We start from the raw sequence: 14,467 nt of genomic DNA on the forward strand, positions 1-14,467 counted from the left end.
AGTCTTCACAAGGGAAAAATAATGAGGCTTTTAACATCTCTGAGCATGCTCGTGTTAACCAATATCACTTTATTAGCCTGTTCCCAGTCACCGCCTCCGCCGCCTGCAGAGCCGGCGCCCAAACCCACGGCCAGCGTAGCCAAACTCAACCCGATCACCGAGATAAAAGGCACGCTAAACACCAGCCAACAAGGGGCTACCTTTACCCCTTGCCAAGGCGAGCGCCAATACTGGCTTGAGTTAAGCACCAACGACCGCCAGCTATTAAGCCGCTTTGCCGACAATAGCTCCGTATATGTCGAATTTCGTGGCCGCTTTAGCAATGTGAGTAAACAGGCACCTCAAGCAGACTATTTAGCCAAAATAAGCCCACAAGACTGGCTATATATGGCCAGCGAAGGGCACGGTTGTAAGGCAAATATTGCTGAACTCAGCGCACAGGGCAACGAGCCCGGTTGGCGCATTGACATTGAAGAAGGCAAGCTACTACTTAGCACCATGTCGGGCTCTGCGACTAAAACCATTACTCGCAGTGGTATCGACAATGGAACCCATTTTTGGGAAGCCGGCTCAGAGCTGCAACTCACGGTGACTAAACAGCAGTGTTTAGATAGCATGGCCGATACCATTTATTCTTATCAAGCCCAGCTAAACTACAAAGGCAAGAGTTATCAAGGCTGTGCCAGACGCCCATTTGCCCAACAGTTGGAACAACTTACTGGCTATTATCAAGTTAAACTGCCCACAGCTTCAGGCAGCGGCAGAGTGGTAAACCTAAGCCTCAATGGCGACTTCAGTGCCGAACTACAAAATACGTACCTCGAACAAGATAAAAGCTTTGTTGAAAAAGGCTATTGGTACCCTATCAGCCATTCAAGCTTGGCGCTTACCTTAAGCCAAAGCAGCAAAAAGCAAGTAAAGAGCGACATGCTATTTGATTGGGACGGACGCTTATTACACTTACGTAATCCCGAACAACAACAGCAAGGCAGTGTTGGCCTAAGCATGATGAAGATGGACGGCCCAGCCGTCACCGCAGCCAATCCCCCAAAAACTTACCAACAACGCAGTTTTGAACCCGCCACCTTACTGGCTAGCAGCGACTACGATCCCGCCGTAGAAGCCGCATTAAAGCAATATTTTAAATTGCACCGCACCGAACTCAACGGTACTAAATACCAATGGTGGAAGTTTGATTTAAATGGCGATGGTAAAGACGAGATCATTACCTATGTAGACTGGTGTGGCAGTGGCGGTTGTAGCTTATTGGTATTTGAGGCCAACGACCATAATCATCGTTTTTTAAGCAAAACAACCTTAGTACATACGCCCTTTTATTTGGCTAGCTCTAGCAACGCCCGCTGGCAAGATCTGCTGATTGAAGTATCAGGCGGTGGAGCCACTCCTGGTTTACGTTTGCTGCGTTTTGACGGTTTAAGCTACCCGCTTAACCCCAGTGTGCAACCTAATGCGCCATCGCCTGCCCCAGTCAGTGGAATCACCTTCTACGCTGAATCATTTGGCAAGGGCGCAGGCCGTGCGCTTAACTAGCCTATATCATTGCTAGCCCAATCATAGCGCTAGCGTTACAATGCCCCTGATTTTTCAGGGGCAAGTTATGACACAAGCATTCGACGTTATTATTATTGGCGCTGGCGCCGCAGGTTTAATGTGCGCAGCCACCGCCGGCTATCGTGGCCGATCAGTACTGGTAATAGATAACGCCAAAAAGGCGGGCCGTAAAATACTGATAAGCGGTGGCGGCCGCTGTAACTTTACCAACCAACAAGTGGCCCCTGATAACTTTTTGTGTGGCAACCCGCACTTCGTAAAATCGGCGTTAGCGCGTTACCCCTCAAGTAACTTTATCGAGTTAGTAGAGCGTCATGGCATTGAATACCACGAGCGTGACCACGGCCAACTGTTTTGCGACGACAGCGCCAAGCAAATCGTAGATATGCTACTTACCGAATGCGAATGGGCAGGCGTTACCATTAGCCTACGTAGTGAAATTAAATACATTAAGCAGTTAGATGAGCAGCAGTTTGAAGTTCACGCTGGCGGGCAATCTTATCAGGCCAACTCGCTGGTTATCGCCACTGGCGGTTTATCTATGCCTAAATTAGGTGCCACGCCCTTTGGTTACAAACTGGCCGAGCAGTTTGGTTTAACGGTATTACCAACCCGCGCAGGCTTGGTGCCGTTTACCTGGCATAGTGAACAAAAAGAACGCTTCGAAGCCCTCTCAGGCATCGCTGTACCCACTTGCATCACAGCTGCCAACGGCAAACAATTCAGCGAAGCCTTATTGTTTACCCACCGCGGTTTATCGGGGCCAGCCATTTTACAAATATCTAACTACTGGCAACCCGGCGAAGCTATCAGCATCAACCTGTTGCCTAAACAAGACGCTAGCGCATTGTTAGAACAAGTATTGTTACAACACCCCAAACAAAGCCTTAAAAACACCTTAAGCCAATGGTTACCTAAACGCTTAGTAGAAGCCTTGTTTAACGAAGCCCAACTGGCCAAAGCACTTAATCAGCTTGGCCACGGCGAACGTGATGAGATTGCCGATAAGCTAAATAACTGGCAAATCACCATGAATGGCACAGAAGGTTATCGAACTGCTGAAGTCACACTAGGCGGCGTAGATACCAACGAACTAAGCTCTAAAACCATGGAAGCGAATAAAGTAAAAGGCTTGTATTTCATTGGTGAGGTGATGGATGTGAGCGGTTGGTTAGGCGGTTTTAATTTTCAATGGGCCTGGGCCAGCGGTGTGGCCTGTGGGCTAGATTGTTAGTTGTTTTGATGAAATTAAAACGAAGACTGTTTGAATAGAACGAAGACAATCTGTCTAGTGAAAAAAATAACACATTGAAATAATAGAAAATAGAGTGTCTTCGTTTTGAAAAGCAATTGTTCTAACCGGAAACGCTAATTTTCTCGCATCGAAAAGAACTAGCCACAACACGCGTAATCCTTTGGCTTCGTGTTGTAACTCAGCTTTGGACAATTTCGAGTTACGGTTAACCATTTCTTAGAACCGGGAAAGTGTCTACGATTCTCAGGCCTTACCAATTCACTGCTTTCTTCCATTTTCAATCTCAATGCAAAAAGGTACTGGCTCAAATAAATTCAAATTTTTACTGGCTAAAATACTGTTTAGTTGGCCAGTGAGCACCATTTGTAATCGAAATTGAAACTAGAAGCACAAGAGCATTGCTCCCTTGCTCTTGTAACAAGCTGACTTTCCCATGCTTTAAGTATGCCGATATACATAGTCTTATTTAGGTCATTTTCAAACGAGTTTGAGTTGGTAGCTCCCCAAATACTACCTTGTAATCTTGCGTTAGCTTTGACAAATGCCAAAAACCAAATAGAGAGGCAATTTGATAAATTTTAAGCTGAGGATTCTCAATTAAACAACGTCTAAAAGCGTGTAGTCGTAAGTAGGTAATGACTTCTTTAGGTGATAAGCCAAATTTACTCTGAAAACAGCGAGTCAACGTTCTAGCACTGGTATACACCTGACTGCAAAGCTCACCAACCAAAATAGGCGTTGAGATATTATCTTGGATGTAAATCATTGCTTTTTGAATTAATCTATCTCGCGGTAATTTAATCATCGGTAAATGGTATACCTTTGGTGAGTCCATAGCAGATATCAGCAAGTAACCCAGGTCAGACTTCAGCTCTTCAGCAAAGTGGGGGGCGTTTTCAAATGGTTGTAGATATAGTATTTGTTCGCTCAACATTTTGAGTTTATTTAGCACTAGTGGATTTGCTTTTTCGACACGGTGAGCGAGTGAAATCAAATCTATATCTAACGGAATCCCGCACTGCTCCTTAAGCTGCATGAGTTCATCATAATTAACTGAAAATGTCAGTGCTGAAAATCCGGCTGGAGAAACGATATCAAACTTATCTTCTCTGCCAAATAGTTCTAGTGTAGTAGGAGTAATAGCTTGATTATTCCAAACTATCCCTGCCTCATCAGATGTCAGTATTCCGAATGTAATCGCATTACTAGGGGGGGAACCGCGTTGCCAAATTTTCTTACTAAACGAAATGTGTTGTAAGCTAATCCCAGGCATTTCGGCTTTTGTTAAACCTGTTTCCAATATGCCACGATCTAATTGCACAAAATCTAATCCCCAGTCTCGAAGTTTCGTATTTAAACTCTCTATACCAGCAATTTTGATTTCACTACTTATCATCATAGGCCTTAGTCTGATTGGGAGTATATTTAATTTTGGCCGATATATTATAAAAAAAGTGAATTATTAACGCCATAATTACATTTTTATTACATCAATTAACCTTTTAGTGTTGAATGTTTTTCGGCTCGGAGTGATTTTCTTGTTGGAATATCAAGGAGTTTTAGATGAAAGAGTTATCGTTTCTAACCATTTTAGCTTGTGCATTTGTACTACCTGCACAAGCTGAAGACATAGTTCATGATGCAGAATATAAGATACTAGAGCGGCAACATTCACAAAAGTGGCAAGAGCAAGACAAAGCAATCGATAAAAAACTTGCTGAAATTCGCATGAATAATGGCGATGAACGACCAAACATCATTTACTTATTGGTCGATGATTTGAGCTACGGTCAGATGGGAAATCGGAAGATGAACCATGTAATGGGCGTCAATACTAAGAATATAAATGACTTTGCCAACGAGGGTTTATCACTAGAACGAATGTATACCGAGCCATCTTGTACTCCAACGCGAGCAGCAATGATGACGGGGCGTCACCCTATTCGTAGTGGTTCAAGTGAAGTGAAAGTAACTTTGGTTGGGGAAGGATTATCCAAAGATGAAGTTACTATTGCTGAAGTTCTATCAGAAGCAGGTTATAGCACATCACATGTAGGTAAATGGCACCAAGGCGATATTGAGGAATCCTACCCACATAATCAAGGGTTTGATTATGCAGCTTTCCCTGCACATCAACAAGTTCAGTTATCACTGATGACAAAAGAAGCGGCATTGGCAAATAACCTATTTGGTTGGAATGATACAATGCAAAATAATGATTTTGTTATTGATAAAACCTTTCGACCAAATGGGATGGTTACAGGGTTAGAAGCAAGAAAGGGCGAAATGGCTAAAGAAGTGCATATGCCTGCTGGCCATGAATGGAGCCAAGCTGATTACCATGAAATGAATGTTCGATATCAACGCCAAGCAATTGATCAACTCCAACAACTTTCTAAATTAAACAAGCCATTTTATTTACAGTATTGGCCTCTATACCCTCTAAATTTCGTTCATGACCAAACACCTAATGTAACAAGAAATGGTGGTTTCATGGCAGAGAAACTACAGCTGCTTGATACTTGGTTTGGTGAATTCCTGAACGAACTCGATAATCTTGGTATCGCAGATAATACCGTGGTTATCTTAATGGCTGATAACGGCTTAATGTATCATTATGGCGGTCCTTCTGGCTTAAGCGAGCTAATTTATCGAGGCGGTAAAACTGACTTTTTAGAAGGAGGTATTCGCACTGATGCTTATGTTCGTTGGCCTGGTGTAATTGAAGCCAATTCCGCGGCTAGTGATATTATTCATGTCAGTGACCTTTACACCACGATAGCAAGAATTGCGCAAGCCACCGATCAAATTCCTAGAGATCGCATTATTGACGGAATAGACCAAACGGCCTTGTTACTTGAAGGGGAGACAAATGGTCGTAGAGATTATGTCTACGTTTACCAAAATGAAACTTTGGCTGCTGTAGTGAAAAATGAGTTTAAAATGCATGTTCCCACTCCAGGCATGCCTGGCGCTGCCGCACCAGTATTTAATGTTTATCGCGACCCGCGAGAAGAAAATCCCCATATTGGTATGGCCTTATGGTCTGGAGCGTCATTTCAAGACATGATGAAACGCCATATGATGATGATTCAAAAATATCCACATCTACCATTAGGAAAAGGTGTCCCTTATTCAGGGATAGAAAACCTTAGACCTGAAACAGTAAAACTGGTCGATGATTTCAAATCTTGGCATTAATGTAAACAGGCTCTAAGCCTTAACTATTACACTAGTTAGGGCTTGCCACTCTATTTAGACTATCTTCGGAAAGAAAGGTAAAACAAATAATGCGTTTATTGATATCGGTAGTTGTTTTGATAAGTGTTTTTATAGGGATATTTGGTGCGGTCGCGTTAACAGAGTTCGGGCAAATCTTGGACATGCCTAGACCTTGGGTTTTTACTTATTTTGACTACAAAAGCGTGTTTAGTGTGGCAATTTTATTCGCGGTAGTATTGGTTTTCTATCTCGATAACACCCCCCGTTTTTTCTCTAAAAAGTTAAAAGTTTGCTATGCACTGGGTATTATTGCTTGTGTATTTTTCATCAATTTTTTCGCACCTGATTTTTGGTTACGCTCTCAACATTATGGCGCTCAGTTTATGTCAGTTCAAGAAGCTGACTCAAAATTAGATGATGATACGGATATGTTTGTTTTAGAGATAGATGGCGATGCACGAGGATATCCTCGTGATTGGATGCAGTTACCTCATATCGTTGGCGATAACATAGCAGGGCAAGATACAGTAATGACGTACTGTGCTTTAAGTAATTTGCCAATGGCATTTAACCCAAAAATCAATGGAAAAGACACTGATTTTAAAGTTATCGCCCAAGTACATAACAATCTCATTTTTTCAGATAGAAATAGCGGGGAGCTTATCCAACAAGTCACCGCTACAGCTGAATATAGTCAGGAGGAATTGGATCAATATCCGGTCCAACGTATGCCTTGGAGTTCCTATAAAAAACTCTACCCAAAGGGAGAAGTATTTAACTATGAACCAAACTGGTATGACAAGTTAACACTTAAGTTATTTGATAGTGCATTAGCCCCTCATTATGAAGGCTCCCCAATGTTCCCTACTTTAAGCTTAGCTGATGACCGATTAGAAAGTGGAACCGTAATTTGGGGAATAAAAGTTGCTGATGAAACATTGGCTATCACCAAGGATGCTTTCACCGAACAAAATATTAGAATCATTAAACTAGAACAACAGCACATTGCATTCGTTTTTTACGCTGAGCTAGATACTATTGGTGCTTTCTATATAACTGACGATATCCATGAAATAGATAACCTAACAATAGATGCTTACGGTAATTCCCCCTTTGGTAAGTTACAAAGAGTTAACCTTTATTCTGGAATGCCATGGATGATATGGAGCCATTGGTACCCCAACACTCAGGTGGTTTCATCTTAAACTGTGAAAAGCATGTTACTCAAACACATTAATTGTAGTGGTATACTGAACTATGCTCCCAACTCGTTTTTGGACAAAAGTGAGTCAGCTACAATTTGTAGACTCATAGTTGAACAAAGGGAAGTTAGAGAAAATGCTCAAATCTAATTAAACCGCAAATTGGAAAGTGACAAAATGATCCTGACAAATCCAATGTATAAAGTATCTGCATGGTCTTCGAACTCAACATAAAAAGCAGTAGAGATGATCAAATCTCTACTGCTCCATAGTTTCTTACCTTATAAGAGCAAATCACTGCGCCTTAACGACAGACATTTTTTCGAAACTGAGGCATGTAATCCAAGTTAGCGTCAATGGTTTCATTTAAGGCTGTTTCTAGGACGGTACCAGTAGTGACAAGCGGGTTTAAAACTAGCGCTCGGTGCGCTGTGTTTCGATCTCCAGTAATGGCCGCTTCCACCGTCAGTGATTCAAATTCTTTCAATACCTGAATTAGACGCAACGTATCGTTCGGGAATGGTGCAACGTTTAATGGAAGTGGGCCTGATTTAGTGATCACGCTGCTCACTTCTACTGTACAGTCATTGGGGAGCCCTTCAATGGCGCCATTGTTTCTTGTGTTTACATGCATAATAGTACGCTTGTCATTGAAGATAGAGCTCATTAGTTCACAAGCTGCTTCTGAATAATATTGCCCGCCACGCTTTTCTAACTCTTTAGGTTTTTCATTTTGTTCTGGATTTCGATAGATATCAAATAATCTATTTTCCATCGCTTTAACCACTTCACCGCGCGTACCTTGCCCACTCGCTTCTTCCAGTTCTTGACCCAAGATGTCTTCACTGGTGTAGTAGTAACGTAAATAGGCACAAGGAATCATGCCCATATTACGCAGCAGTTCCGCAGGCCATTTAAATTTAGGGATATTCTGTGGCACAAGTGGATCATTGCCTGAAAGCATTTCTTCAACCACATCTTGCAGTTTATCGCGCCCCTCATGAAGTACTTTACGTGCCCAGATGAAGTGGTTTAGCCCAGCGACTTGCAATACGAAATCTTGTTCATTTGCGCCAAGCATTTTTGCTATGCCTTTTTGCATAATTACAGGGACATTGCACAAACCTACAGCTTTCACTTTGGTATGTTTCAAGATAGCTTCTGTCACCATACCCGATGGATTGGTAAAGTTAAGTAACCAAGCTTCAGGACACAATTCTTCCATCTCTTTTGCTATTTCTAAGGCGATAGGAATCGTGCGACATGCGTTTGCAAAACCGCCTAATCCATTGGTTTCTTGACCAATCATTCCATACTTAAGAGAAATACGTTCATCACGAATTCGACCTTCTAAACAACCCGCGCGAAACTGTGAACAAACAAAATCTGCCCCTTCAAGTGCAGGTTTTCGATCTAAGGTCACATGAACGGCAATATGTGACATATTATTCTTGGCCAGCATACGGCGTGTTAAATCACCGATGATGCTAACTTTTTCTGCACCATCTTCAATATCAACCAACCACAACTCACCAATGGGAAGTTCATCGTTACGCTTTATTAGGCCTTCAATAAGCTCTGGAGTGTAACTTGAGCCTGCACCAATAACGGTGATTTTTATATTCTTGTTCATCGTAATGCCTCGCATGGATAAGATAGGCTAATTTAAAAGCATACCCACCTGGTTTACAAACCAGAATTTAGCTGGTATGAATTAGCCAAGCTAATCCATATAGTTGTATGCACCATGAACCAAAAACAGCAAATGCTATCCAACATGTACACTTTTGCCATCGCGGGTAAATCTCTTAGCTTTACCAAAGCCGGTGAAGAGCTGTTTATTACACAAGGCGCTGTTAGCCAAAGAATTAAATCTTTAGAGAAGCAACTGGGTTTTAGTTTGTTTGTAAGGTTAACAAGGAGACTTGAACTGACCAACGAAGGAAAACGCTTACTCCATGCTTTGAATCAGTCTTTCGAGGTCATATTCTCCGAGCTAGATGATATTAAATTTAACGAGTTACGAGGCGAACTCTACATTGGCGCGGCACCCACGTTTGCTCAAAGGTGGATTCTAGAGAGGCTTCCAGATTTTCAACAACGCTACCCAAATCTGAAAATCAAGTTGAGAGTAAAAGCGAGCCGCTTAGACTTTCAACATGAACCTGTCGATATCGCCCTATATTACAGCAACAACGAGCATCCAGGGTTCTATCATAAACGCTTGTTTGATGAGGTATTAGTCCCCGTATGTAGCCCTCAGTATTTCGATGAATATTTTGACAATGCTGATCCAGTTACAACGCAACTCTCAAACGTCTCATTTATCCATTGTACAGAATCATTAGAGGGCACTGAGCCAGACATAGAATGGTCAGTGTGGCGCGATCATCAACAAGACGAAGAACTACAATCCCTAGATATAATGAAAAGAACGTTTCAAATTAATCATTCTGATATGGCTATGATCGCCGCTCGAAATGGATTAGGTATAGGCATTGCTCGGAAATCTCTTGTGCAAGAATATTTAGAAAATGGTCAGTTAGTTATGCCACTCTCCGAAGCGCCATCTGGTCTGGGATACGACTTAATATGTATGCAAGGACAACAAACCAGACCCAAAATAGCGGCATTTATAAACTGGATGTCATCGCAGTTAACAATGTTAGACGCCTAGAGAGTTCGTTCACTACCATTTCTTAACTCACTTTATTTGGCAAACGTTTAGTAAGACTGCGTAAGCGAGTAATATATGCATGAGCTATTGCTCTTAGGTGCAATGGGCATAAAGGTGTTTAAATATCGCCTTTACTTAAACAAGAAAACGCTTGAAACCTAAAATGCAGGTGGCTGGTCGATTTGTTTCGCACTTTCTTTAATCCCCACCAGATGCGCCCCCACCGTCAGAGCTTCCTCCACCGAAGCCATCAGAGGCGTTCCCATCTTTAAGTAGACCCCAAATACCTAGAATAATAAACCCAGCAAATCCCAGTAAAACCCAGAACAATCCAGCGTTTTTCTTACGGTCAACAGAAAGGGCTATAAGTGTGGATAATAAAGCTCCGACACCGCCCAAGATATACCACTTATACCATTCAAAAAAAGAAACAGGCTCAGTGACGGCGGCTACGATTGCGTCAGTACCACTAACAATACCTTGCGAATAGGCATCAATTTTGAAGCTTGGGTATATGGTTTCATCAATGATGACCTTCATTATGTGGTTGAAGCGGCTTGGGTAGCCCGCACCAAGCTCTATACGTATCTTTCTCCCGCGTTCAGACACAAGCAACATGACACCGTCGTTTTCTGGAAGATTGCCGACTCCCCATTTATTAAAGAGGCTGGTGGCAAATGATTCCCATGTGGAGAATTGGTCACGGTATAGTTCAAAGTCATTTATGGTTACCACCGTTATCTCTATACCTGTGTAATACTCGACACTCTTTAACTTTTCAGTGAGTTCTACTTCATCACTGGAGCGGATTAAGCCCGCAAAATCATTAACGTATTCGGCTCTCGGTTTGGGTAGAGCTGCAAAACAAATATTTGATATCAATACCAATAGTAGTACGAAATGTTTCAACACTTTCTCCTTGATGTTTAACCCCTGCTGGCTTGCTTAGGTCCCAAACTTTTCAGATACCCAGAGCAATAGGCCGATTAACCCAAGGCCACCAATAATGATGTTGTTGCACATTAAATCAGGGCGCCCCTCACCCATTTGATGCGCGGGATAGGAAATTGGCCAAATTTTTGTACTGGCAGCTGCAAGTAATATATTGGGGGTTACATTAATTCTATCTACTTGGGCATAGGGTGGCTTGAAAAATAGCGCCCCGAAGTTCCAGCCTTCCTCTCGATGATGGAAGTACCAACGATATTCACTCATCTCCACACCAAATTTTTCCGCAAAGAGTTCGATGGTTTCTGACAAATCGTCTCCCTCTATACCAAGATCTTTAACTAGGTCTGAATCGGGGTGCAAACTAGACCTTTTAATAGCCTCTTCTTCAACGAGAAACGTGTATATCTCTTCGATATCCATTTGCATCTAACCTTCAGTAAGAAGCACGCGCTTCCTATCCCATTCAATGAGCATGCTTTCTAACTCAGGTAAGTGTCGCCTAATGCAAAGCCGCCAGGCTGTTCTTACTCTATCTTTAACTCATAGGCTACTTTGAAGATTTATTTTAATTTTATCAATTGTCCGTATTCACGTTTTGTGACCGCTTTGACAACCCCAGCATGATAAATGCAGGGGTTGTATGTCATTCACAGTGCTTTACTCGCCAATAAGTAGACAAGATAAAGCCGTATTTCAAATTTTTGGCTGTAGCTCACTATGCGGCATGTGCAGGTTTGCTTTTGCTTCCCTTGCCCTCTTCCATTATCGCCGAGTCGCGGAAGTAATAAGGGTTGTTTTAAACAAAGCATCGCTTTGTAAGCTTGAACACAGGATAACGATAATGCAGGGCGGCCCTTCAACAATAAGCTAACAAGGGCAAAGTATTGAACACGCTTATTGCTGCTGCGATACCAACACATAGGCTAGTTTTTCAACTTTAGACTGATACATGGCCTTATCCGCTTTATCTATCACTTGCGACAGTTCTTTACCATCATGCGGTAAGGTGCCAATACCAATACTTGCTCCAACGCTTAGGTCTTGGCCAAGTTTGTCATTGTGAATAGGTGCTGAAATCAAGCTATGTAGCTTGCTGCCAATGCCCTTTGCTTCGCCTAGATAGTCTTGATGGTCATTAATGTTAAACAGCACTAAAAACTCATCGCCACCAATTCGAAAACAAATATCACTGCTGCGTAACTGTTTGCTTAAACGGCTAGCCACTTCTACCAACAAGGCATCTCCAACATCATGCCCAAAGGTATCGTTGATCGCTTTAAAGCCATTTAAGTCTAAATATGCCACCCCTAAACAGCCAGAATCTTGAATCGCAAGGTACTGTTTGTCGATGACGTTTTCTAAGTGTCGTTTGTTAAACAAGCCCGTTAGCGGATCTGTGCTCGCTTCGCTTTTAAGCTCATCTATTAGCTCTTGCACGGTGGAGTAATCTTGTATGGTGGCAATGCCACACGCCTCACCGTTAAAAGCAATATTGGCAATAGATATTCTGGCGTTAAAGCCCTCGCCACTGGCATTTAGGCACGGCATAATGCTGCGCGACATCATCGGCTTGGCTTGCGATTGATTAACGATATAGTGGCTCACTTTAGAGCGATGCCCTTTCACAACGTTAGGCTTAATTAAGTCTTCTAGGGTGAGCCCTAATAATACTTCTTGTTGGTAACCAAATAACTTAGCGCAAGACTTGTTAGCGAACACAATGTTGGATTGCTCATTCACAATAACAATGGCATCGGCCAGAAAATCCAAAAATCTTGCTATTTCATTCGATTGTTCGGTCACTACTCATCCTTAATGTCGACTCACTCACTGATTACAATAGTATATTTAATCAGCTACTAATGCCTTATTATTAAACAAACCATGGTGCCTAAAACGGCATTATGAGGCTAAAAAATTTAATCATACCTACCCCATTTATTTAGGTTTTTCTTGGTTAACCAGCATGTTCATGAATTTGTCAAAGCGCTTTTGTCTAGTTTCTGGTTTCTTGGCACTGAGTAAACCATAGGCGATAACATAGCGACTCGATTTATTGAGCGTTTCAAAAAAACGTTTCGCATTCGGCGTACACTCAAGTGCAGTGATGAAATCAGCCGGCACGTCCATTTCACTAACTACATAAGCGCTTTCCCAACGGCCATCGGCTTTAGCCGCACGAACGTGCACCAGCCCAGGCTCCATCATTCGGTCCGCTGCGATCAAGCGCTCTACATGCTCGGTGTTCCTTTTAGACCAGTTGCTACGCACTTTTCTAGGCGTAATACGCTGAAGATAGGCTTGATCATCAATCGACTTTTTAACGCCGTCGATCCACCCCCAGCACAGCGCCTCAATGACCACATCATCCCAAGTTACACTCTGCATACCGCTATTCTTTTTGTATATCTTCACCCACAGTTCATTTTCACAGGCGTAATTCACCTTAAGCCACTGACCGAGATCTTGTGATGTTGCAAAGGTGATGATTTTCAATGGGTCGGGCACAGGCATAAAATGAGATCCTTTAAATATATAGCGTCAATAATGCGCAACAAATACCGCAAGATCCAGCCCAGCAGGCTGGGCTATAGCGCTATGGCTTATTAATATTATTTTTTAATCAGCTTATAGGTAAAGCCAGCCATTGTGGCGTCCATTTCCTTGCTATCGAAGCGAGTAACCGTGATTTTTGCATAGCCTAGATCTATCACTGCTGGAGATACTGTAAAGGCATCAGGTGACATTCTTCTCCCAGCAATGTTTTGATAGAAATTTTGCCCCTCAAATTGCCACATATCACCATCGGGTTCTGGAGAACCATGAAACTCAGTAATGACCCAGTCGCCCTGTAACGCAGACTGACTTAAGTCAGCAGCATATGCAGTGGTAGCAAAGACCATGACGATCAGAGTTAACAATACTTTTCTCATTTTACAAACTTCCTTGTTTAATAACTAAAAGATAGCGCCGCCGTAGGCAGCCATGTTGAATCGGTCTGTTTGTGATAGAAAAACGAAGCCAAACCACAAAGCTGACAACAACCATAATATCAATTTTCACTATTTTTATCAGATACCTAGAACACAAAATGACAAAAAAGTCATTAATAGACATAGTGAAATGAAGGGAAAGGAGGAGCAGTCATTCGCTGGTATACAATTGCTAAGCGTGAAGGGACAACTCAATCAAAGGTCTGCCGCATAGGCTTAGTGGTTTGCTGAAACAGCAGACATAAAAAAAGCGCCCTTAGGCGCTTTTTCGTTACTGTATAGCGTAAATAAGGCTGGCTTATTTTTTGCCCAGTACAGCGAATTTCTTGTTGAAACGATCAACACGACCACCAGTATCAACGTTACGTTGCTTACCAGTGTAGAACGGGTGACATTTGTCACATACGTCTAGGAACATAGTACCAGTGCGAGTAGATTTAGTTTCGATTACGTTACCGCAAGAACAAGTAGCAGTAAGTACTTCGTAAGTTGGATGGATATCAGTTTTCATGGATTACCTCAATACTTGGGCCGTATCGCCATTTGGTCGTCACAATTGACACCAAACACCATACGAAAGCAACTCTATCAGAGC

13 protein-coding genes are annotated in these 14,467 nt (G+C 42.4%); 5 read left to right on the forward strand and 8 right to left on the reverse strand.

Translation table 11 applies throughout. The features are described 5' to 3' along the window. The first annotated feature begins 21 nt into the window (after window positions 1-21). Together ACVFI8_RS08935 and ACVFI8_RS08940 are read left to right on the forward strand one after the other, a co-directional pair. A complete protein-coding gene (locus tag ACVFI8_RS08935; RefSeq protein WP_457873631.1) occupies window positions 22-1,551 on the forward strand; it encodes a copper resistance protein NlpE N-terminal domain-containing protein in 1,530 nt (509 codons plus the stop codon). Between the two features lie 67 nt (window positions 1,552-1,618). Next, window positions 1,619-2,806: an NAD(P)/FAD-dependent oxidoreductase gene (locus ACVFI8_RS08940; RefSeq protein ID WP_457873632.1), complete on the forward strand. Its 1,188-nt coding sequence runs from the start codon at window positions 1,619-1,621 to the stop codon at window positions 2,804-2,806. Between the two features lie 487 nt (window positions 2,807-3,293). Here the strand turns inward: ACVFI8_RS08940 and ACVFI8_RS08945 are convergent, their stop codons facing one another. After that, window positions 3,294-4,226, reverse strand: a complete 933-nt coding sequence (locus tag ACVFI8_RS08945; protein WP_457873633.1) for a helix-turn-helix domain-containing protein — start codon at window positions 4,224-4,226, stop codon at window positions 3,294-3,296. 164 nt (window positions 4,227-4,390) lie between these two features. On the opposite strand from ACVFI8_RS08945, the gene ACVFI8_RS08950 reads away from it, so the two are divergent. Next, on the forward strand, window positions 4,391-6,028 hold the full coding sequence (locus tag ACVFI8_RS08950; protein ID WP_457873634.1) for a sulfatase-like hydrolase/transferase: 1,638 nt from the start codon (window positions 4,391-4,393) through the stop codon (window positions 6,026-6,028). Window positions 6,029-6,117: 89 nt separating this feature from the next. After that, the gene (locus ACVFI8_RS08955; protein ID WP_457873635.1) at window positions 6,118-7,254 is read left to right on the forward strand and encodes a DUF3179 domain-containing (seleno)protein; all 1,137 of its coding nucleotides are present in this window, start codon (window positions 6,118-6,120) and stop codon (window positions 7,252-7,254) included. A gap of 301 nt (window positions 7,255-7,555) precedes the next feature. Here the strand turns inward: ACVFI8_RS08955 and ACVFI8_RS08960 are convergent, their stop codons facing one another. Then, window positions 7,556-8,884, reverse strand: coding sequence for a 6-phospho-beta-glucosidase (locus tag ACVFI8_RS08960; protein WP_457873636.1), 1,329 nt, complete (start codon window positions 8,882-8,884; stop codon window positions 7,556-7,558). A 114-nt stretch (window positions 8,885-8,998) separates the two neighbouring features. Here ACVFI8_RS08960 and ACVFI8_RS08965 point away from each other — a divergent pair, with 114 nt between their 5' ends. Next, window positions 8,999-9,928 carry a LysR substrate-binding domain-containing protein gene (locus ACVFI8_RS08965; protein WP_457873637.1) on the forward strand — a complete coding sequence of 310 codons (930 nt, stop codon included), beginning with the start codon at window positions 8,999-9,001 and terminating at the stop codon, window positions 9,926-9,928. Window positions 9,929-10,126: 198 nt separating this feature from the next. Here ACVFI8_RS08965 and ACVFI8_RS08970 read toward each other — a convergent pair whose 3' ends face one another. From ACVFI8_RS08970 to rpmE, 6 genes are all read right to left on the reverse strand, one after another. Further along, a complete protein-coding gene (locus ACVFI8_RS08970; RefSeq protein ID WP_248713806.1) occupies window positions 10,127-10,837 on the reverse strand; it encodes a TPM domain-containing protein in 711 nt (236 codons plus the stop codon). Window positions 10,838-10,873: 36 nt separating this feature from the next. Beyond that, complete coding sequence (locus ACVFI8_RS08975; protein ID WP_457873638.1) at window positions 10,874-11,299, reverse strand: DUF1493 family protein; 426 nt, start codon at window positions 11,297-11,299, stop codon at window positions 10,874-10,876. Window positions 11,300-11,773: 474 nt separating this feature from the next. Beyond that, complete coding sequence (locus ACVFI8_RS08980; RefSeq protein WP_457873639.1) at window positions 11,774-12,682, reverse strand: diguanylate cyclase; 909 nt, start codon at window positions 12,680-12,682, stop codon at window positions 11,774-11,776. 135 nt (window positions 12,683-12,817) lie between these two features. Continuing rightward, the gene (locus ACVFI8_RS08985; protein ID WP_457873640.1) at window positions 12,818-13,393 is read right to left on the reverse strand and encodes a YdeI/OmpD-associated family protein; all 576 of its coding nucleotides are present in this window, start codon (window positions 13,391-13,393) and stop codon (window positions 12,818-12,820) included. Window positions 13,394-13,491: 98 nt separating this feature from the next. Further along, window positions 13,492-13,812, reverse strand: a complete 321-nt coding sequence (locus ACVFI8_RS08990) for a hypothetical protein (protein WP_248713802.1) — start codon at window positions 13,810-13,812, stop codon at window positions 13,492-13,494. A 358-nt stretch (window positions 13,813-14,170) separates the two neighbouring features. Continuing rightward, window positions 14,171-14,383, reverse strand: coding sequence for a 50S ribosomal protein L31 (gene rpmE / locus ACVFI8_RS08995; protein ID WP_248713801.1), 213 nt, complete (start codon window positions 14,381-14,383; stop codon window positions 14,171-14,173). Between the last annotated feature and the right edge of the window lie 84 nt (window positions 14,384-14,467).

The sequence above is a fragment of the Agarivorans sp. MS3-6 genome (assembly GCF_054112545.1).